The sequence below is a fragment of the Methylobacterium sp. R2-1 genome (assembly GCF_014191355.1).
GTDB lineage: Bacteria > Pseudomonadota > Alphaproteobacteria > Rhizobiales > Beijerinckiaceae > Methylobacterium.
Map to the genome: position 1 here is coordinate 90702 of NZ_JACHWM010000007.1, position 20377 is coordinate 111078.

18 protein-coding genes are annotated in these 20377 nt (G+C 70.1%); 10 read left to right on the forward strand and 8 right to left on the reverse strand.

Annotated elements, in window-relative coordinates; translation table 11 throughout:
- Positions 1 to 63 precede the first annotated feature (63 nt).
- Positions 64 to 2235 carry a peptidase domain-containing ABC transporter gene (locus FHU13_RS11765; RefSeq protein WP_183436054.1) on the reverse strand — a complete coding sequence of 724 codons (2172 nt, stop codon included), beginning with the start codon at positions 2233 to 2235 and terminating at the stop codon, positions 64 to 66.
- Entirely contained in the window at positions 2232 to 3527 is a 1296-nt protein-coding gene (locus FHU13_RS11770; RefSeq protein ID WP_183436055.1) for an HlyD family secretion protein, read from the reverse strand. The genes FHU13_RS11765 and FHU13_RS11770 overlap by 4 nt, the downstream gene beginning before the upstream one ends.
- 491 nt (positions 3528 to 4018) lie before the next feature.
- Here FHU13_RS11770 and FHU13_RS11775 point away from each other — a divergent pair, with 491 nt between their 5' ends.
- The 4 genes from FHU13_RS11775 (at position 4019) to argF (ending at position 7891) form a co-directional block, all read left to right on the forward strand.
- Positions 4019 to 4237 carry a hypothetical protein gene (locus tag FHU13_RS11775; protein WP_017484092.1) on the forward strand — a complete coding sequence of 73 codons (219 nt, stop codon included), beginning with the start codon at positions 4019 to 4021 and terminating at the stop codon, positions 4235 to 4237.
- Between the two features lie 315 nt (positions 4238 to 4552).
- Complete coding sequence (locus FHU13_RS11780) at positions 4553 to 5503, forward strand: helix-turn-helix domain-containing protein (protein ID WP_183436056.1); 951 nt, start codon at positions 4553 to 4555, stop codon at positions 5501 to 5503.
- Positions 5504 to 5721: 218 nt separating this feature from the next.
- Positions 5722 to 6912 carry an aspartate aminotransferase family protein gene (locus tag FHU13_RS11785; protein ID WP_183436058.1) on the forward strand — a complete coding sequence of 397 codons (1191 nt, stop codon included), beginning with the start codon at positions 5722 to 5724 and terminating at the stop codon, positions 6910 to 6912.
- 28 nt (positions 6913 to 6940) lie between these two features.
- On the forward strand, positions 6941 to 7891 hold the full coding sequence (gene argF / locus FHU13_RS11790) for an ornithine carbamoyltransferase (RefSeq protein ID WP_183436060.1): 951 nt from the start codon (positions 6941 to 6943) through the stop codon (positions 7889 to 7891).
- Between the two features lie 53 nt (positions 7892 to 7944).
- On the opposite strand, the gene FHU13_RS11795 is transcribed toward argF, so the two are convergent.
- Both FHU13_RS11795 and FHU13_RS11800 read right to left on the reverse strand, forming a co-directional pair.
- Positions 7945 to 8415 carry an SRPBCC family protein gene (locus FHU13_RS11795; protein ID WP_183436061.1) on the reverse strand — a complete coding sequence of 157 codons (471 nt, stop codon included), beginning with the start codon at positions 8413 to 8415 and terminating at the stop codon, positions 7945 to 7947.
- A 32-nt stretch (positions 8416 to 8447) separates the two neighbouring features.
- Positions 8448 to 8876 carry a glyoxalase/bleomycin resistance/extradiol dioxygenase family protein gene (locus FHU13_RS11800; RefSeq protein WP_183436063.1) on the reverse strand — a complete coding sequence of 143 codons (429 nt, stop codon included), beginning with the start codon at positions 8874 to 8876 and terminating at the stop codon, positions 8448 to 8450.
- A gap of 293 nt (positions 8877 to 9169) precedes the next feature.
- On the opposite strand from FHU13_RS11800, the gene FHU13_RS11805 reads away from it, so the two are divergent.
- The 4 genes from FHU13_RS11805 to FHU13_RS11820 all read left to right on the forward strand — a co-directional run bounded on the left by FHU13_RS11805 (position 9170) and on the right by FHU13_RS11820 (position 14790).
- Positions 9170 to 9976, forward strand: a complete 807-nt coding sequence (locus FHU13_RS11805) for an SDR family NAD(P)-dependent oxidoreductase (protein ID WP_183436065.1) — start codon at positions 9170 to 9172, stop codon at positions 9974 to 9976.
- A 3-nt stretch (positions 9977 to 9979) separates the two neighbouring features.
- Positions 9980 to 11356: a dihydrolipoyl dehydrogenase gene (locus tag FHU13_RS11810; RefSeq protein ID WP_183436067.1), complete on the forward strand. Its 1377-nt coding sequence runs from the start codon at positions 9980 to 9982 to the stop codon at positions 11354 to 11356.
- Positions 11357 to 11581: 225 nt separating this feature from the next.
- Positions 11582 to 14209 (forward strand): histidine kinase dimerization/phosphoacceptor domain -containing protein, encoded by a 2628-nt coding sequence (locus tag FHU13_RS11815; protein WP_183436069.1) that lies wholly within the window; start codon positions 11582 to 11584, stop codon positions 14207 to 14209.
- Between the two features lie 23 nt (positions 14210 to 14232).
- Positions 14233 to 14790, forward strand: a complete 558-nt coding sequence (locus tag FHU13_RS11820) for a biliverdin-producing heme oxygenase (protein ID WP_183436070.1) — start codon at positions 14233 to 14235, stop codon at positions 14788 to 14790.
- A gap of 69 nt (positions 14791 to 14859) precedes the next feature.
- Here FHU13_RS11820 and FHU13_RS11825 read toward each other — a convergent pair whose 3' ends face one another.
- Positions 14860 to 16017 carry a lysylphosphatidylglycerol synthase domain-containing protein gene (locus FHU13_RS11825; RefSeq protein WP_183436072.1) on the reverse strand — a complete coding sequence of 386 codons (1158 nt, stop codon included), beginning with the start codon at positions 16015 to 16017 and terminating at the stop codon, positions 14860 to 14862.
- Complete coding sequence (locus FHU13_RS11830) at positions 16010 to 16495, reverse strand: hypothetical protein (RefSeq protein ID WP_183436074.1); 486 nt, start codon at positions 16493 to 16495, stop codon at positions 16010 to 16012. Before FHU13_RS11830 ends, FHU13_RS11825 begins: the two co-directional genes overlap by 8 nt.
- 271 nt (positions 16496 to 16766) lie before the next feature.
- Here FHU13_RS11830 and FHU13_RS11835 point away from each other — a divergent pair, with 271 nt between their 5' ends.
- The gene (locus tag FHU13_RS11835; protein WP_183436075.1) at positions 16767 to 18113 is read left to right on the forward strand and encodes a capsule biosynthesis protein; all 1347 of its coding nucleotides are present in this window, start codon (positions 16767 to 16769) and stop codon (positions 18111 to 18113) included.
- Positions 18114 to 18164: 51 nt separating this feature from the next.
- The gene (locus FHU13_RS11840) at positions 18165 to 18449 is read left to right on the forward strand and encodes a hypothetical protein (RefSeq protein WP_183436077.1); all 285 of its coding nucleotides are present in this window, start codon (positions 18165 to 18167) and stop codon (positions 18447 to 18449) included.
- 52 nt (positions 18450 to 18501) lie between these two features.
- Here FHU13_RS11840 and FHU13_RS11845 read toward each other — a convergent pair whose 3' ends face one another.
- Both FHU13_RS11845 and fliN read right to left on the reverse strand, forming a co-directional pair.
- Positions 18502 to 19875 (reverse strand): sigma-54 interaction domain-containing protein, encoded by a 1374-nt coding sequence (locus FHU13_RS11845; protein ID WP_183436079.1) that lies wholly within the window; start codon positions 19873 to 19875, stop codon positions 18502 to 18504.
- 154 nt (positions 19876 to 20029) lie between these two features.
- Positions 20030 to 20377 (reverse strand): flagellar motor switch protein FliN, encoded by a 348-nt coding sequence (gene fliN / locus FHU13_RS11850; RefSeq protein ID WP_108941805.1) that lies wholly within the window; start codon positions 20375 to 20377, stop codon positions 20030 to 20032.

The window sequence follows — 20377 nt, forward strand, 5'->3', positions numbered from 1 at the left end:
GCTGCGGGGCTCTGAACACGGGCGCGGGGCGATCCGCAAGGGGGGAGGGCGGCGCGGCCGCCTTCAACCGGCGGTCTCCGTCACCTGCGCCACCACCCGTTTTGCGTCGGCGGAAAAATCGTAGCGCAGGTCGGCATGGGCCACGGTGGCCGGGCGGTGGGCGACGATGACCCGCGTCATCTTCAGGTCGCGCAGGGCCGCGGCGATCACCGCCTCGGTCGGCTCGTCGAGCGCGCTCGTCGCCTCGTCGAGAAACAGGATCTCCGGGCGCCGGTAGAGGGCGCGGGCGAGGATCACCCGCTGGCGCTGGCCGCCCGAGAGCGTCGAGCCCATGTCGCCGACCAGCGTCTCGAAGCCCATCGGTGTGCGGACGATGTCGTCGAGGATCGCCGCGCGGGCGGCGCATTCACGGATCCAGCCTGGATCGGGCCGCTCGTCGAAACAGGCGATGTTCTCTGCGATCGAGCCGGCGAACAGCCCGTCATCCTGCATCACGCCGGCGATGCGGGCACGGTAGGCGGCGAGCCCGCCGGAGCGGATGTCGCGCCCGTCGACCAGCACCGCGCCTTCGCTGGGCGGCAGAAGGCCCATCAGGATCTTCATCACCGAACTCTTGCCGCAGCCCGAGGGGCCGGTGATGGCCAGACTCAGGCCCGGCGGCACCTCCAGGCCGAGCGCGCGGAACACCCAGGGCTCGTCGTCGCCGTAGCGCAGGGACAGGCCGACGGCGCGCAAGGCGGCGCCGCGCACCCGCGGATGCTCCCCGGAGGAGAGGAGGGCAGGGGCCTCGACCGGCTTCACCGTGGCGGGCATCGGCGCGGCGGCCTCCTCGGGCTCGGTCATGACGATGTCCGAGAGGCGGTCGGTCTGCACGTTGAGCATCCGGAGCTGGAAGCCCGACTGGATCAGGTTGCCGATGCGGGTCGAGAACTGGTCGCGATAGGCGAGGAAGGCGACCAGCATGCCGAGCGTCATCGACTGGTCGATCACGGCCCGGGCGCCAAGCACCAGCAGGATCAGCCGGTCGGCGCCGAACAGGAACTCGTTGCCGCGCCCGAACACGAGGTCGAGTCGCTGCAACCGCAGCCGCGCGTTCAGCGCCTGGACGAACTGGTTCATCCAGGTGCCGCGGCGGCGCTCGCGCAGGTTCAGGAGCTTGACGCTCGCCATGCCGCGCACGGTCTCGATGAAGTGGCTCTGCTGGCGCGCTTCCGCGACGATCGCTTCCTCGGTGCCCTCTCGATAGGCCTTGTAGGCGGCGATCCGCATGGCGGCGTTGAGGGCGGTGGCGGCCAGCGCCACGAGGGCGAGCCAGCCGCCGTAGAGGAACAGCATGATCAGCATGCCGACCGACATCAGCCCGTCGAGCAGGGCCTGGACGAGGTCGGTCGTGATGCCCTTCTGGATCGTGGCCAGCGTGCCGAAGCGGGAGATCACGTCGCCGACATGCCGCTTCTGGAAATAGTCGAGCGGCAGCCGGGAGAGGTGATCGAACAGCGAGCCCGACCACTGGTAGTTCAGCCCCGTTCCCGTGAGCATGATCGCCCAGCTTCGGGCGACGCCGAGGCCCAGTTGCAGCACGAGCAGCAGGGCGAGGCCGAGGGCCACGACGAGCAGCAGGTCGAGGTCGCCGTTCACGATCACCTCGTCGATGACGATCTGCGAGGCGATCGGCATCAGGATCGCGACGAGTTCGATCCCGAGCGACAGGACCAGGATCTGCGCCATGGCCGAGCGAATGCCGGCCATCCCCCGGAACAAGTCGGAGAGCGCGAGGCCCTGAATCGCCTTTTCACGCACGAAGCTCTGGTTCGGCGCCACCTCCAGGGCCACGCCGGTGAACTCGCGCGAGGCTTCCGCAAGGCTCAGGGTGCGGCGGCCGCGGGCGGGATCGTGGATCACGATCTCCCGGCGCCCGACACGCGCCAGCACGACGAAATGGTTGAGCCCCCAGTGCAGGATGCAGGGCAGGCGCAGGCGGCCGAGATCGGGCAGTTCCACCCTGAGCGCCCGCGTCGTGAGCCCCATCGTCCCTGAAAGGTCCATGAGGTTTCGCAGCGTCATGCCCTTGAGCGAGAGGGCGTGGCGGGCGCGCAGCGTGCCGAGATCGACTTGGCGGCCGTGGTAGCCCAGCACCATGGCGAGGCAAGCCATGCCGCACTCGGCGGCCTCGGCCTGGAGCACGACCGGCAGGCGCCGCCGAAAACCGAACTGAAGATCCGACAGCAGACTCAACGCTCCCCTCCTTCCGTGACGAGATCGACGCTGCGCTTGACGTGATAGAGGGGGTCGAGGAGCCAGCGGTAGAGCGGGCGCTTCTCCAGCGCGATATCGGCCTCGACCCGCATCCCGGCCTCCAGCCGGCGCTGCTCGCCGTAGGCCGTCACGCTGTCGGCATCCGGCCGCACGATGATGCGGTAGACGCCGCCGTTCCCTGCACTCTTGGCCGCGTCCCGCGCCGCCTCGGACTGGGCGCCGCCGTCGCCTTCGAGCGGCGCGCGGGTCACCTCCGTCACTGTGCCCCGGTGCAGGCCGAAGCGCTGGAACGGGAAGGCGGCGTAGCGCAGCATCACGCTGGCGCCGGGCTCGATGAAGCCGATGGCCGAGGAATCGACGAACAGGTTGGCCTGGAGCCGACCCTCGCTCGGCAGCAGGGTGAGCAGGCTCGCGCCCGCCGCCACGGTCTGACCGGCTTGCGCCCGGATCGAGGTGAGAATGCCGCGCTCCGGTGCGCGCACCTCGATGGCCCGGCGCGCCTCGCTCTCGGCCCGCTGCTGTTCGAGCTGCGCGGCGCTGCGGTCGAGTTCGGCCAGATCGCGCGCCAGCGTCTCGTCGAAGGTCGCGAGCTTGGCCTTGAGATCCCCGAGCTTGCCCTCGACCTGGAGCCCGCCCTGACGGAACTGCGCGAGCTGCGAGGTCGCCTGGAGGTAGAGGTAGTTCTGGCTTTGGAAGTCGGCCGCGCGGGCAAAACCCCGGGTCACGAGGTCGGCGAGTTCGTCGGCCCGGGCCTTGAGCGGGGGCACGAGCTTCTCCTGCAGTGCGAGCTGCTCGTCGATCTTGGCGCGCTGGGCCTCCAGATTGGCGATCTGCTCCTTCAGCCCCTCCTTCTCGGCCTCGGCCATGGCGGCGCGGGCGGCGCGCTGGCGCTCGACGCTCTCCCGCTGGCGGCCGAGCTGGGCGATCACCCGCTCCTGGGTCGGGCCGCTCGCGGAGACGGCGTCGAGATCGATGGTGAAGAGGAGCTGGCCGCGCTCGACTCGGTCGCCCTCCTTGACCCCCGACGCACTGACCCGACCCGCCAGCGGGCTCGCCACGGTGATGAGCCCGATATCGGGCGCGAGCAGACCGTTCGCGTGGACCCGGCGCGTGTAGCTGCCGAGCCAGGCGTAGAGCCCGACCAGGGCAACGAAGACGAGGCAGAGGCCGACCACGACGCGAACGGAGAGCGGCTGCACCACCTGCGCCTCACCCAGCCAAGCGCTCCGCCGCGCTTCGACGACCTCTTGACGAAACAGCGGCGCGTTCACGGCCAAATCTCCCTCAAGCGAGCCTTCTCCCAAGCGGCAACTCGGCCTGCGACAGCGCGACAGGGTGCGATATTCTGACGCACAAATGTCGTAATCCGTAGTGATTTCAACTTTTTACCCGGCCGAGCGGTGGGGGCGGCCCTGCCGGGCAGGGCAGGTCAATTTTTGTTCCCCGACCGCAGGCCGCTCGGGCATCCGGTTCTGTATGTCCCGGATGACCGCCCGAAGGCGTAGGATGAAGGACCAAGGCTGCCCGCACGCAACCGACGCGACGCATTCACGACCAGCGGTGGTGATTTTGAGGGGCAAGATTTGTCCATCCCTGCGTTCCCGTTCGAATCCATTCCGGGCTTCGAGCGCAAGCCGGGTTGCCTGCCGGAATAATATCCGTACCTTGTCCAGCAGAGCAGCGCAGCAACGCCGCTCTTATTCCACGGGAAGACATAAATACAGAACGATCTTCCAGTATTCTACGGACTAAGGAGAAAACCATGCAGCAGAACATTGACACCATCCGCGAGCTGAACGCTGCGGAGCTGGATCAGGTCGGCGGCGGTCTGTCTCTCGGCGTCGGCGTGGAACTCGATCTCAGCCAGGAACTCGGCGCCGTCTCCGGCACGATCGATCAGGTGGGCGGCCTCGTCGGCGGCACGCTCGACACCGTCCTCGGCGCGGTGGGCGGCCTGCTCGGCGGCGTCCTCGGCAAGTAGCCTCCGAACGCGCCTGTCTGGTCAGCCTCGTACCGGGGCTGGCTGCCCTGCGGAAGCGGTCGACCCCGCCGCTTCCGCGGGGCCCATTGGTCCTGCGCGCTTTCGGGCCGCGTCGGCCGTGCGCGAACTGACGCGCCATGCGACGCGTCGCGTGACCGGGGAAGGAACGCGACCGCCCGACACGTCGTTCTGCCGATTTGAACGCAAGCATGACCGTTCACCATCCGGCCGCCGACCTGAGCGACCGGGCGATACGGTGGGGACAGAAAACGCGCCGCGTCGAAAGCGGCACAGACCGGGAGAGCCAAGCGGCCGATGAGCGTTCCGTTCGTCAACGCCTCCGTGCAGGGCGAACTCTCCGCCCCGCCCGACCAGATCTTCGGCCAGATCCCGGCAAGCGGCCTCGACGGTATCGCCTTTCTCGACTTCGCCTACGAGTCCGCGGGACACAGCACCCACCGCGTGGACGGGCTCCTCGTCGGCACTTGGCAAGACACTTGGCAAGACACCTGTCACGACACTTGGCATGGCACTTGGCATGCCGCTGGTCCAGAGGACCGTCACAGCGTCCGGCGGACCCGACTGACCTTCTGCGACGGGGCGGTGCCGGACGAGCGGGACGGCGACGCCTTTGTCCTGCGCGGCCCCAGCTATGTCGGCAGCACGCGCTGGAGCGGCCCCTGCCGCGGGCGCTATCTCGCCTACATGCCGGCGGCGGTCGAGCGGATGATCGAGGCACCGCTCTCCCAGGCCGAGATCCCGACGCTCACCAGCGACCTGTCCGAACGGATGTCCGTGTTCCACCTGCTTGCCGCCCTCGGACAGGAGGCGGGCGGGCACGACACCGCCGCGGATGCACTCCTGGTGGACAGCGTGGCGCTGGCGGTGCTGCGCGCCTCCGGCGCGCTGGTGTCGCCCGGCCCGCGCCGGAGTGCGGCCCTCACGGCTCGGCAGGCGCGGCGGGTGCGCGACCTCGTCGCCGAGCGGATCGATGCGCCCCTGTCCCTGCGGGAGATGGCGGAGGCGGCGGGCCTCAGCGAGGGCTACTTCGTGCGGGCCTTCAAGGGCAGCTTCGGCGTGACCCCCTATCAATATGTCCTGCGCGAGCGCGTGACCCTGGCCCAATCGCTGATCCGCTCCGGGACGGTTTCTCTCGGCGAGGCGGCCAAGCGCGCGGGCTTTCCCGATGCGCGGCGGATGGGGCGGACCTTCCGCAAGGTAATCGGGCGCTCGCCGACCGAGGCGGCGCGGCTGCAGCGTGCGTGACACCCGGGAGAGGCCCTTGAGTGTGGCCCCTGGGTGTGAACCCTGACAGCGTCCGGATGAGGCCCGCCTCGGCCCGATAACCTCGGCCCGAGATTGACAGACGCGACCGCTTCCATAGTAATCGCGCGCGTGCCGCCCGTCCCCCGAGGCGGCACTTTCTTTTGGCGACTTCGGGAGCCATCGCGTTCCCTGGATCGAGCCCGAGGAGACGGACCCGCGTGACCTCCGCCCTGCTGCCGACCTATGCCCGCGCCCCGATCGCCTTCGAGCGAGGCGAGGGTGCATGGCTGGTCGCCGAGGACGGCGACCGCTACCTCGATTTCGGTGCCGGCATCGCCGTCAACGCCCTCGGCCACGCCCATCCGCATCTCGTGGAGGCACTGACGGCGCAGGCGCAAAAGCTCTGGCACACCTCGAACCTGTTCCAGATCCCGGAAGGGGAGCGCCTGGGCCGGCGGCTCGTGGACGCGACCTTCGCCGACGTGGCCTTCTTCGCCAATTCCGGTGCCGAGGCCAACGAGGCCGCCATCAAGATGGCGCGCAAGTACCATGCGGCGGCCGGCCATCCCGAGCGCTACCGCATCGTCACGTTTGAAGGCGCCTTCCACGGCCGCACGCTCGCGACCATCGCCGCCGGCGGCCAGCAGAAGTACATCGAGGGCTTCGGCCCGAAGGTCGAGGGCTTCGATCAGGTGCCCGTCGGCGACTTCGCCGCTTTGGAGGCCGCGATCGGGCCGGAGACCGCCGCCCTGATGATCGAGCCGATCCAGGGCGAGGGCGGCCTGCGGGTCATTTCCGGCGAGACGCTGCGGCGCCTGCGCTCCCTCTGCGACGCGCATGGCCTGCTCCTCATCATGGACGAGGTGCAGACCGGCGTCGGCCGCACCGGAAAGTTCTTCGCGCACGAGTGGACGGGGGTCACCCCCGACATCATGAGCGCGGCCAAGGGCATCGGCGGCGGCTTCCCGCTCGGCGTGTGCCTCGCCACGCGCGAGGCCGCCCGCGGCATGACGGCCGGCACCCATGGCACGACCTTCGGCGGCAACCCGCTCGCCATGGCGGTGGGCAACGCCGTGCTCGACATCGTGCTGGCGCCGGGCTTCCTGGAGCATGTCGAGCGCATGGGCCTTCTGCTGACGCAGAAGCTCGCCGGGCTGATCGACCACCACCCCCATGTCTTCGCCGAGTTGCGGGGGCAGGGGCTGATGCGCGGCCTGAAGCTCAACCTGCCGAACACCGAGTTCGCCGCGGCCGCCCGCGCCCGGCACCTCCTGGTGATCCCGGCCGGCGACAACGTGGTCCGCCTGCTGCCGCCGCTGATCATCGGCGAGGCGGAGGTGGATGAGGCCGTGGCCCGGCTCGAGGCCGCGGCGACCGATTTGGAGGCGCAGATGCGCGGGGCCGCCTGAGGGCGGTGCCGCGAGCGATGAATTTGAGATGACCACGACCCTGAACGGCAGCGGCCCGCATGTCCGCCATTTCCTCGACCTGAAGGACTTTTCTGCGCAGACCCTGCGCGGCGTCCTCGACGCCTCCGCCGCGATGAAGCGGGCGCGGGTGAAGGGCCAGCGCGCGGCGGAGCGACCGCTCACCGGCAAGATGCTGGCGATGGTGTTCGACCGGCCCTCGACCCGCACCCGCGTCTCCTTCGACGTGGCGATGCGCGAGCTCGGCGGCGACACCCTGATGCTGACCGGCAAGGAGATGCAGCTCGGCCGCGGCGAGACGGTGTCCGACACCGCCCGCGTGCTGTCGCGCTTCGTCGACGCGATCGTGATCCGGACCCTCGACCACGGCTTGGTGATGGAACTCGCTGAACATGCCGAGGTGCCGGTCATCAACGCGCTGACCAAGGCCTCGCATCCGTGCCAGATCATGGCCGACGTGATGACCTTCGAGGAGCACCGCGGGCCGATCAAGGGCCGTACCGTCGCGTGGTCGGGCGACGCCAACAACGTGCTGGCGAGCTGGGTCCACGCCGCCGCCCGCTTCGACTTCACCCTCAACGTCGCCGCCCCGAACGAGCTGGCGATGCCGCCGGCCCTCGTCGCCTGGGCCGAGCGCGAGGGCGCGCGCGTCAACGCCACCACCGACGCCTACGCGGCGGTCGAGGGCGCCGACGCCGTGGTGACCGATTGTTGGGTCTCCATGGGCGACGACGACGAGCATTTCCGCCACAACCTGCTCTCGCCCTACCGTGTGGACGCGAAGCTGATGGCGGCCGCCGCCAAGGACGCGATCTTCATGCACTGCCTGCCGGCCCATCGCGGCGAGGAGGTCACGGCCGAGGTGATCGACGGTCCGCAATCGGTGGTGTTCGATGAGGCCGAGAACCGTCTGCACGCGCAGAAGGGCATCCTGGCGTGGTGCCTAGGCGAGGCGGCCTGACGATACGAGTTCGATCCCTCCCCCCGCAGAGGGGGGAGGGTTTCTGGAAGCCGTCAGCTCAACCCCTTCACCACCTCGGTGAGCTGATCCGCGCAGATTCCCCAGCCCTGCTCGAAACCCATCGCCTCGTGCGCTTGGCGGTCCTCCAGCGTCCAGTGGCGGGCGCGCGCCGTGTAGCGGGTGCCGCCGGCCTCGTCGGCGAAGGAGAGGATGACCGTCAGGAATGGTTTCTCGGACGGCACCCAGGCCGAGGTGTAGGCGTCGGTGACGACGAGGCGCGTGTCGGGCACCACCTCGAGGTAGACGCCCCGATTGGGCAGGTCCTGCCCCTCGGGGCTGCGCATCACGATGAGATTCGACCCGCCCGGCCGGACATCGAGTTCGGCGACCGGTGTCGTGTAGGGTTTCGGCGCGAACCAGCGCTTCAACAGCTCAGGCTCGGTCCAGGCCCGCCACAGCGCCCGGCGCGGGGCCGGGATCAGGCGCGTGAGAACGAGGTCGCGCGGATCGTCGGCATCGCTCATGATCTGTCTCCCGGCATGTCTCCCGAATCGGATCAGGCGGCGCGCTTCGGCTGGTTCATCGCCCAGATCACGCCGAACGGATCGCGGAGCTGTCCGTAGACGTCGCCCCAGAACATTTCCTGATAGGGCATCACCACCTCGGCGCCCGCCGCGACGGCCTGGTCCCACCACGCGGCGATGTCGTCGACCGGCAGGAGCAGGCTGAAGGCCTGCGGCGCCCGGAGCGGATGGCCGTGTTCGGGAAAGGCGTCGGAGAGCATCACCGACGTGCCGTTCACGACCAAGTGAACGTGCATGGTCCGCCCCTTCTCGTCCGGGGGGATCGAGGCCAGGATCTCGGCACCGAAGGCCTTTTGGTAGAATGCCGCCGCGCGCAGGGCGCCGTCGAGGGTGAGGTAGGCGACCACGCCGCCCCTGGGAGGAACGGCCGGCCCCGGCTGCGTCGCGTCGGTCCCGCTCATCGTCACTTTTCCCTTCGTTTCAAAGCCGTCGAGGCGTGGAGGGTGCCGCGCAGCGGCGCCCTGGGCAAAGTGTTTTTGCGCGAAAAGGCTCTTCCGCGACGGATTCCGCGAAGGATTCGGCGACGTGTGACGCCTGCCTCCCATCCCGTCAGGTCAGCGGTCGGATCGCCGCAGCCCGGCGCCGCACTGGAACGATCCACAGCGCCCTCCGTTGGCCCGCGGCTTTATCAAAGGGTAGCCCGCGCCGGTACGGAACGGTCGAACCGGCCGCCGATAACCGAAAAGGTCGATTGATGGATCTCGGCATCAGCGGTCGCGTCGCGGTGATCACCGGCGGCGATTCCGGCATGGGCTACGCGAGCGCGGAGTATCTGCTGCGCGAGGGCGTGAAGGTCGTCCTGTCCGACCTGAAGGAGAAGGAGTTGCAGGAAGCGGCTGGGCGGCTCGCCGCTCTCGGCCCGGTGAAGGCGTGCCAAGCCGACCTCACGACGGAGGCGGGCGCGCGCAAGCTGCGCGATTTCGCGGAGACGGCCTTCGGCGAGCGGCCCACGATCCTCGTCAACGCCGCCGGCGTCACCGGGGCCACCGGCGACTTCCTGGAGATCGACGACGAGGCTTGGCTCTCGACGATCCAGGCCGATCTGATGGCGGCGGTGCGGGTCGCCCGCGCCTTCATCCCGGGAATGCGCCAGCAGAAATGGGGCCGGATCGTCTTCTTCACCTCCGAGGACGCGGTGCAGCCCTATGTCGAGGAACTGCCCTATTGCGCTGCCAAGGCCGGGTTGATGAATCTGACCAAGGGCCTGTCCAAGGCCTACGGGCCGGACGGCGTGCTCGTGAACTCGGTGGCGCCCGCTTTCGTCGCCACGCCGATGACCGACGCGATGATGGAGAAGCGCGCGGAGGAACTCGGCGTCTCCTTCGAGGAGGCGATCGAGAGCTTCTTGGAAGAAAAGCGGCCCGGCATCGTCGCCAAGCGTCGCGGTCGGGCGGAGGAGGTCGCGTCCGCGGTGGCCTTCCTGTGCTCCGAGCAGGCGAGCTTCATTACGGGTGAGAACCTGCGCGTCGATGGCGGCGCCGTCCTCACCATGGCGGCCTGAGCGATGCGGGAATTGTTCTGCGACGTGGCGGTGATCGGCGCCGGCACCGCCGGCATCGCCGCGCACCGGGCCGCCCTCGATGCGGGCGCCCGGGCCGTGCTGATCGAGCAGGGTCCCGGCGGCACCACCTGCGCCCGGGTCGGCTGCATGCCCTCGAAGCTGCTGATCACCGCGGCCGAGGCGGCGCAGGAGGCCCGCGCGGCGCACCGGCTCGGGATCCGCGTCGGCGAGGTGCAGGTCGACGGCCCGGCGATGCTGGCCCGGATACGGGCCTTGCGCGACCGCTTCGTGGGTTCCGTTCTCGAGGGACTCGACGGGCTGCCACAGGAGACGCGCCTGCACGGCCGGGCGGTGTTCGAGGGGCCGGATTGCCTGCGCATCGACGATCACACCCGCCTGCGCTTCAAGGCCGCGGTGCTGGCGACCGGCTCCAGCCCGAGCGTCCCCGAGCCGCTGCAGGGGCTCGGCCACCGGGTTCTCACCACCGATACCGTGTTCGAGATCGAGGACCTGCCCGCCTCGCTCGCCGTGCTCGGGGCCGGCCCGGTCGGGTTGGAACTCGCGCAGGCCATGGCCCGGCTCGGCGTGGCCACCAGCGTGTTCGATCCCGGCGACAGTCTCGGGGGCCTGAGCGACCCCGACCTGAAGCGGGCTGCCCGCGAGATTTTTTCGCAGTCCTTCGACCTCCATCTCGGCGCGAAGGTCGAGAGCGGCGCGGCCGGCGAAGAGGGCGCACACCTCGGCTGGAACGGAGCCGGTGGTCAGGGGGACGGGACGTTCGATCGGGTGCTCGCTGCCGCCGGCCGTCCCCCGAACGTCGCCGGGATCGGCCTGGAGCAGACCGGTGTGACCCTGAACGACGAGGGCGGCCCGGTCCACGATCTCCACTCGCTGGCCTGCGAGGGCGCGCCGATCCTGATCGCAGGCGACGCCAATGCCGACCGCCCGGTGCTGCACGAGGCGAGCCGTCAGGGCCGCATCGCCGGGCGTAACGCCGCGCGGCTCGCGCGAGGGGAGGCCGCCGCACGGCCGGAGCGCTGGGTGGCGCTCGCCATGGTGTTCAGCGATCCGCAGATCGCCGTGATCGGCGGTGGCTTCGATCCGGAGGCGGACTACCGCATCGGCCGCGCCGATTTCTGCGACCAGGGCCGGGCCCAGGTGATGGACCGCGCGCAGGGTGGCATCCGCCTCTATGCGGGGGACGACGGGTGCCTCGCCGCGGCCGAGCTGATCGGCCCGGAGGTGGAGCATCTCGGCCACCTCCTCGCCTACGCGGTGCAGGACGGGCTCGACGTGCGGCGCCTGCGCGACCGCCCGTTCTACCACCCGACCCTGGAGGAGGGGCTCGCTACCGCTCTCTCCGAACTCGCCGATCGATGAGGTTGGCCGTTCAACCTTGTGATGCGGCGGGTTTCCCGGTTGGGGTGCGCCTCGGTCATCGGCGGCTCGGCTCGGCCCACGCACTGTGTCGCGGAGTCTGTATGATTTCAGACAAAGCCTGGGCTTATCAAACACTTGGTGCAACGTCTCGATGAGCCCAAACGTGTGGCTGAGGCCGCCCTGGCATTGCGTAAGCGGAGCGCGGCAGGCATACCGGCTGCCGTAATGGTCGATCCGTCGCAGATGCACGCCGAGGGGCCCAATGGGGGTCCGATCGACTTTCCGGTCGATCTCGATGCGCTGACTCCCGAGCAGCGGGATGCGTTCGGCGCGGGTATTCTCGCTCTCGATGCCACCGGAAAGGTGCTCGCCTGCAATCGCGCGGCGGGAACGCTGTGCGGCTTGCCGCCCGACGCGATGATCGGGCGCAACTTCTTCCGCGATCTCCTGCCGAGCGCCCACGTGCCCGGCTTCTACGGCCGCTTTCTTGCCAGCCAGCGCAGGAACCTGACCGGTCAGGCCTTCGAGTTCGTGTTCGGACGCATCCCGGCCCCGTTGCGGGCACGCATCGGCCTGCAATCCGGCGCGAACGGGTGCACGTGGCTGACGATCAGCCCGCTGGAGCAGATCGCCGCCGGCCCGTCACGCGAAGCCGTTCTCGCCGCGATCACCCAGCGCAGCCGCGCCGAGCCGGTCGATCCGAGCCTGTGCGAGCGCGAGCCGATCCACATCCCCGGCTCGATCCAGCCGAACGCCGTGATGCTCGCTGCCGATGCCGCGACCCTCGAAATCCTGGCCTTCAGCGCCAACGCCGCCGACGTGCTGGCGCCCGACCAATTCCCGCCCAGCGGTCTCAATCTGGAGGCGGTGCTGCCGGGCGCGATCGTCTCCGCGATCCGCGACGGACTCGCCGCCCACACCCTGACCGATGGGCGGCTCCTGCGCCGCATGCTCACCCTTCCGCCGCGAGAGGAGCGATTCCACCTCGTGGCGCACGCCCATCTCGGCCGGATCATCGTCGAACTCGAACTGGCGCCGGAGCGGCCCGAGGACTTTCTCACCGCGAGCCCGCTCGACACCGAGCTCGCCATGATGCGGCTGCGCGCCGCCGAGACCCTGACCGAGGCGGCACAGATCGCCGCCCTTGAAATCCGCGCCATGACCGGATTCGAATCCGTGCTCGTCTACCGCTTCGACGCGGAGTGGAACGGCGAGGCCATCGCCGAGGACATGGTGCCGGATTGGCAGCGCCCGCTGATCGGCTTGCGCTTTCCGGCCTCCGATATCCCGGCCCAGGCCCGCGCCCTCTACACCAAGGCCAAGAGCCGCTTCGTGATCGACCGGGACTGCGTGCCCGTGCCGCTGGTCGCCGACCGCTCTGCCGGCAACGCGCCGATCGACCTCACCTTCGCGCAGAACCGCACCCTCTCGCCGATCCACCTCGAATATCAGCGCAACCTCGGCGTCGACGGCTCGATGTCGATCTCGATCATGGTCGAGAACCGTCTCTGGGGCCTGATGATCGGCCATCACCGCCGGCCGCACTACGTCGCGCCGGAAACCCGCGCCGCGGCCACCGTGCTCACCGACGCCTTCGCCATGCGGGTGCAGGAGATCGAGGGCAAGGCGCTGTGGAGCGAGCGGCAGCGCCATCTCGACGTGCAGGGCCGGCTGGTGCGTGGGCTCACCCGTTCCGACGATTTCGTCACCTCCCTGACCCAGGGCAACCCGACCCTGCTCGACCTGTTCGGCGCGACGGGCGCGGGCATCGTCTCGGACGAGGCCGTCTGCCTCGTCGGCACCACGCCGACGGAGGCGAAGGTTCGGGCGCTCGTCGACTGGCTGCGGCAGAGCCTGCCTCCCGGCGAGACCACCTTCGTCACCGACACGCTGGTGCTGCATCACGCGCCGGCCGCGGAATACACGGAGATCGCCAGCGGCCTGCTCGCGGCCTTCGTCGGCACCTCGCGCCAGCATCTCCTGTTCTGGGTCAAGCCGGAGATGCCGAGCACCGTGACCTGGGGCGGCGATCCCCGCAAACCCGTCCTGCCCGGCAGCGGCCCGGTGGCGGTGCTGCCGCGGCGCTCGTTCGAGCGCTGGATCGAGGAGCGGCGCGGGCATTCCGCGCCCTGGGCGACGTGGAAGGTGGCGCTCGCCGCCCAACTCGCCGACGCGGTGGACGGCGTGGTTCTGCGCCAGCGCCGCAAGATCGACGAGCTGACGGGGCTCTTGGCCGATAAGGAGCGGCTGCTGGAGCAGAAGGATCTGCTCACCCGCGAGATCGACCACCGGGTCAAGAACTCGCTCCAGATCGTGACGGCCTTCCTGCACATGCAGCGCCGCCAGATCGCCGATCCGGAGGCGCGGCAGGCCTTCTCCGAGACTTCGGCCCGGGTGATGAGCGTGGCGCGGGTGCATGACAGCCTGTATCAGGGCGAGAGCATGGAGCAGGTCGATCTCGGCCAGACCATCCAGACCCTGTGCAGCGACCTCGCCGGCATGGCCGGCGACGAGCACAGCGTCGAGCTGACCGCCGAGCCCGGCCTGATGGTGCCCTACCGGCACGCGGTGGCGCTCTCGCTGATCACCACCGAGCTCGTCACCAACGCCTTCAAATACGCCGGCAAGCCCGAGAAGGGGGCGCGGATCTGCGTCACCGTGGCGGGCGGCGAGGGGGCTGCCGTCCGCCTCAAGATTTGCGACGACGGCGAGGGCATGCCGCAGGGCTGGGAGAACGCCAAGGCGCGGGGCACCGGGCTCGGCATGAAGCTGATCCGGGCCATGCTCGACCAGATCGGCGCCCGCCTCGACGTCGAGAATACCGACGGCGCCTGCTTCACCGTCCACGCTTGAACTCTGCCACGCCTGAGCCTTCCTTGAGCGACAGCCTGCACGCCCGCCTGCGAGAGGCCACGGCCGCGGCGCATGAAGCGCTGGAGCGCGACCTCGACTGGGAGGCGCGCGTGGCGACGCTCGCCGGGTATCGGACTCTGTTGGTCCGGCTACGCGGCTTCCACGCCGCCTACGAGCCGGCGATCGGGGCCGCGCTCGCGGACGCACCCTTCTTCGATCCTCGGCGGCGGCTCCCGGCCCTCGATGCGGATCTGCACGCCCTCGGCGGAGCGGTGCCGGGTACCCTGCCCGCGCCCACCGCGCCCCGCCTCGAAGGACCGGGCGCGGCGCTCGGCGCGCTCTACGTGCTGGAGGGCTCGACCCTCGGCGGCGGCGTCATCGGCCGCCACGTCGCCCGCCTGCACGGGGAGGGCGTGCCGCTGGCCTATTATGCCGGCCGCGGCCGGGCGACCGGGCCACTCTGGCGAGAGTTCCGCGAGCGCCTGGATGGTCTGCCGGAGGCGCAAGCCGCCGCAGCCTTCGCCGCCGGCATCGCGACGTTCGAGGCGATGCGCGGGTGGCTCGTGTCGGGTGAGGGCTGAGCGGCGGAGCTTCTCCAGGGCTCTGCCCTGGACCCTATGACAAGGACTCGTCCTTTCGAAACCTTCGACTCAGCGCGGTGCCAGAACCTGCGCCCGCTTCGCCTCCAGGGTCTGCCAGACGATCAGCGAGGGCAGGCCGAGCACCACGTCGGGGACGCGCTTGGCGAGCGACAGGGCGATGGCGGTGCCCGCGTCGAGTCCGAACAGGGCGCCCACCACCACGAAGCCGCCCTCCTGCACGCCGAGTCCGCTCGGGACGGCGAAGGCCGCCGACTTGATCGCCTGAGACAGCGATTCCAGCACCAGCACCTCGGTCAGACTCACCTCGACCCCGATGCAGGCGAGCACGATCCAGATCTCGGCCGCTCCGAGACCCCAGGCCACGGCGTGCAGGGCGACCGACTGGGCGATGCGCCCGCGGCGGCCCCGCGCCCAGACCGCGTCGAGGGCCTCCTGCACCGAGAGGATCCCCGCCGCTCCCGCTCCCGGCTTCGCCCCCTCCGGGGTCGCCGAGCGCAGGAAGCGGCGCCCGAGACCGGCGAGGCGTCGCTCCAGCCCCCGTGCCGCGCCCAAGGTCTGCAAGGCGAAGAAGGCGCCGACCGCCGCCACCGCGACCGCGGCGGCCTGCGTCGTCCACCACGCCAGCGTGGCGGCGGCCTCCCCCGGCAGTCGCCAGAGCAGGGCAGCGCCGAGCACGGTGAAGGCTACCTGTGTCGCGACCTGGATCAGCATGTCGGCCAACAGCGAGGCCGCCGCGAGGCTGCCCGTGACGCCCCAGAAGGTCAGAAGGCGCCCGCCTACCACCTCGCCGCCCACCGAGGCGACCGGCAGGAGCACGTTCACGCCCTCCCGCACGAAGCGCAGGATCACGAAGGCGCCGGTTTCAACAGGAGGCTCGGCGGGGCGCTCGGCCGAGACCCCCGTCCGGGGACGGCCGGAGGGCGGAATGCCGGCCAGCACGCTCGCCCAGGCGAGGCCGCACAGCAGCACGATGACGGCCCGCACCCCCACGATGGCGGCCAGTCCCGCCGGACCGATCCGCCCGAAGGCCGACCCGATCGCCGCGAGGTCGTTGGTGGTGACGAGCCAGACGCCCAATCCCAATCCGACCAGGGTGCCGATGAGCGGCAATCGGCGCAGCAGCCCGCGCAGGAGGCGCCGCGGCAGCGGCCGTTCGGCGGGGTGCTCGTCGCACCCTTGTTTACGGCGAGCGGGTGCCTCAGCCATTCCCTGCTCCATCGGCCGGGATCTCCGGGCTCGCATCGGCCGGCGCGGCGCGGACCGCGGCAGGTGAGGGCAGGGGCGCGAGGACGAGCGCCTCGTGGGCGAGGGACCTGAGCGCCGGATCGACGAGGATGACACGGCGGCGGGCCAGGGAATCCGGAGTGGCCAGAGTCAGCATCCGCTTGGGGCAGGGCCCGAGACAGCCCGTCTCCAGCAGCCGGACCTTGCCGGCACCCTTGCCTGCCCCCTTGCCCGAGCCGCTGTCGTGTGCCCCCTGCTTGAGCGCCCGCTTGATGGCACGGCCGATCTGCTTGCGGTCCACGCCCTGGCGCTTGGCGCATTTGCGGCAGACCAGCACGAGATCCGAGAAGCCCGCCTTCGCCGTCCTGACCTTGGTCGTTCCGGTTCCGGTTGGCTCACCCCGCGCCGTCGCAACCTGGGTCCCGCGGGCCGCTCCGCCCGGATCCTGCCGCCGTCCCACATGTCCTCCCGTCCGGCCCCGATCGATGCGGGCCGCACCCTGATGCGCGGGGCGGTATCGCAGCCCCTCCGCCCGGGGCGCAATCCCGGCGGATCGCCGCGCCTTAAAAAGGGCCGAAAAGAACGTGACCTGAACCACCAGACAGGATGCCGCCCCGAGGTTGCCGAAGTGCCTTGCCCATGCGCCTTGCCCGAGCGTATCGCCAGGGGCCGGGCACAAGGCTCTTCACGCGGGCGCGCTCCGGCCGCGGATCCGTGAGGACCCCCATTCGATGAGTTCCGACGACGAGGTCAAGCAGGCGACCCGGGTGCGGCCGAGTCCGAGCGTCCAGTCGCTTATGGATCTCGCCCGGCGCTCCGTGCCGGATCTGCGGCGCAACGCCGAGACGATCGAGCCTGTCGCGCCTGGCAAGGGGCGGCATCTCGGCGGGGCCCTGGTCGCGCGGGCGCGCCGCACCCTCGAATGGACCCGGCTGCCCGGCCTGCGGCCGCGGGAGGCGCGGCCACCCGAGCGGATGGTGAAGCGGCTTTTCCGCAGCTACTGCCTGTTCGCGCTGGTGCCGACGGCGGTGGTCGGCCTCTACGTCTTCGTGATCGCCTCGCCGCAATACGTCGTCGAGTCGCAGTTCGCCGTGCGCGGCAATGTCGAGCCGATGGCCAGCGCCGAGCTTGGCCTGCACTCCGACCTGATCCAGAAGCACAACAGCCAGGACAGCTTCATCCTGCGCGACTACATCGGCAGCCGGCCGATGGTGGAGGCCGTCGATGCCAAGCTTGGCGTCGCGAAGATGTTCTCGCAGGACGGGATCGATTTCTGGGCGCGCTACGATGAAGGCCAGCCGGTCGAGAAGCTGGTGCGCTACTGGCGCCGGCACGTGGTGCCGCAGATCGATGCGATCTCGGGCGTGATCCACCTGAAGGTGCGCGCCTTCAGGCCCGAGGATGCGGTTGCCATCTCGCAGGAGGTGATCACCCGGTCCGAAACCCTGGTCAACGGCATCTCGCGCCGTGCCCAGGAGGACATGATCACGAACGCGAAGAAGGAAGTGGAGCAGACCGCCCAGCGGCTCAAGCAGGCGCGGATCGCGCTGCAGGAGTTCCGCAACCGCTGGGGCATCATCGATCCGGTGAAATCGGCCGAGGCCGCCGTGACCACGATCGAGCTCCTGCGCAAGGACAAGATCAAGGCGGAGAACGACCTGCGCGTCCTGCGCGACTCCAAGCTCGACGAGAAGAGCCGCGGCATCCAGGTTCTCGTGGCCACCGTCGGCGCGCTGGACGGGCAGATCAAGGACCTGCAGAGCCGCCTCACCACCGACGGCATCGTCTCGAATTCCGAGCACAATCTCACCCAGGCGCTGCTCGAATACGAGAGCCTGATGGTCGAGCAGACGGTGGCGGAGAAGCTCAACGCCTCGATGCAGCTGATCCTCGACCGCGCCCGGATCGCGGCGGCCAAGCAGCAGATCTATCTGGCGACCTTCGTGCCGCCGCTGCTGCCGACCTACTCGGAATACCCGGCCCCCTACTACGCCCTGTTCGCGGCCTTGTTCTGCTTCACCGTCCTGTGGAGTTCGGTCTCGCTCGTGGCCGCGGCGGTCAACGACAACCGGCTCTGAGCGGCGGCAGGCAAGCGGCTCTCATCGAACGGGATTCTCCGAACAGCTTCCATGGCGGATTTCACCGACCTCATCGCCCGCGCCGTCAGCCCGTCCATGAGCCGGGAGGAGCGTGAGCAGGTCTACACCGTGGTGCGGCAGGCGGTGCAGCGGCTTCAGGATCGCGAGAGCCTCGCCGGGGACGATCCCCGCATCCTGCTCCAGCGACACCTGATCGAGGAGACGATCCGCGACGTCGAGTTCGACATCGTCCGCTTCCTCACCCTGCGCAAGATCGAGCAGGCGCGCGCGGCGCAGAACGCCGAGTACGAGGCGCAGTTCGCCAAGAAGCGGTGAGGGGACCACCCGCCTCCCCGCAGCCGCTCGCTTCGTTCAGACGAGCAGCGTCTCAGCCGTAGGCCGCGACCGCCCGCACGCCGCCGGGCTCGGCCACCTGCAGGCCCGCCTCGACATACTCGTTGAGCTTGTTGCGTAAGGTTCGGATCGAGATGCCGAGGATGCGCGCGGCGTGCGTGCGGTTGCCCAGGCAATGGTCGAGGGTGTCGAGGATCAGGTCGCGCTCGACGTCCGCCACGGTGCGCCCGACGAGCCCGCGGGTCGCCGCCTCCGCCGCGCTCGCCGCCCGCTCGACCGGGCCGGAGGCGGTGGCCGGCGCGGCGAGCGCTTCGCCCTCCGGGCTCAGGATCGCTTCCGGGCCGATCTCGGCGCCCTGCGCCAGCAGCACCGCACGGTGGATCGTGTTCTCCAACTCGCGCACGTTGCCGGGCCAGGGGTTTCGGGCGACCAGGGCCTGCGCCTCACGGGCGAGGGGGCGCAGGGGCAGTCCGTTCAGCTCCGCGTATTTGCGGGCGAAGTGGGCGGTGAGTTCGAGGATGTCGGCCAACCGCTCGCGCAGCGGCGGCAGGCGCAGATGCACGACGTTGAGGCGGTAGAACAGGTCCTCGCGGAACGTGCCCTTCTTCACCTCCTCGGCGAGGTTGCGATTGGAGGTGGCGAGCACGCGGATATCGACCTTGACGGGTGCGGCGCCGCCGACGCGGTCGATCACCCGCTCCTGCAGGGCGCGCAGCAGCTTGGATTGCAGCCGCACGTCCATCTCCGAGATCTCGTCGAGGAGCAGCGTGCCGCCATGGGCCTCCTCGAACCGGCCGATGCGCCGGGCGACCGCGCCGGTGAAGGCGCCCTTCTCGTGGCCGAACAGCTCGGATTCGAGCAACGCCTCGGGGATCGCCGCGCAATTGACCGAGACGAAGGGACGGTTCGCCCGGTTCGACTTGGCGTGGACGTGGCGGGCCAGCACCTCCTTGCCGGTGCCGCTCTCGCCGGTGATGAGCACCGAGGCTTCCGAGCGGGCGACCTGCTCGGCGAGCCGCACCACGCGCTCCATCGACGGGTCGCGCCAGACGAAGCTGCGGGCGTCCGCCGCGACTGCCTCCAGCACCGCCGCGATCAGGTCCGGATCGGGGGGGAGGGGGATGTACTCCTTGGCGCCCGCCTGGATCGCGGCCACCGCGGCGCGGGCGTCGGAGGCGATGCCGCAGGCCACCACCGGCGTGCGGATGCGCTCGTCGGAGAGCGCCTGCACCAGGCGGCGGATGTCGAGGCCGACATCGACCATGACGAGGTCGCCGCCCTTGGCGCGCAGGGCCGCGAGACCCTGGTCGATCCCGTCCGCGTGGGTGACCGAGGCCCCCCGGCTCATGGCGATCTTCGAGGCGGTGACGAGTTCGCCCGAGAGCCGTCCGACGATGAGCAGCCGCATGGCGTGGTGTCTCCGAAAATTCGTCCGATTCGGATGGCCGCCCCGACCCGCGATGATCCCTCATCGCAGGCCGGCCCCCGCGAAGGCGGGGCGGCGACCAATCCGTCGGACGTGCCGCTCCCGGCCCGCGGGCCGGAATCGGCACACCAAAGGATCAGTGGTCGTTCTTGATGATCTCGGTCATGGTCACGCCGAGGCGCTCATCGACCAGCACGACCTCGCCGCGGGCGACGAGGCGATTGTTGACGAACACGTCGATGGCCTCGCCGACCTTGCGGTCGAGTTCGAGCACGGCGCCGGGACCGAGCCGCAGCAGGTCGCCGATCGGCATGCGCGAGGAGCCCAGCACCGCCGAGACCACCACGGGCACGTCGAAGACCTGTTCGAGGTCCGCCGCGCTCTTCGGGCTCGTCGGGGCGTCGCGGACGGAGCCAGGGCCGCCCTCGTCGTAGGGCAGGTCGCCCTCGTTGAGCTGGGGCAGGCTGAAATCGTCGCTCGACAT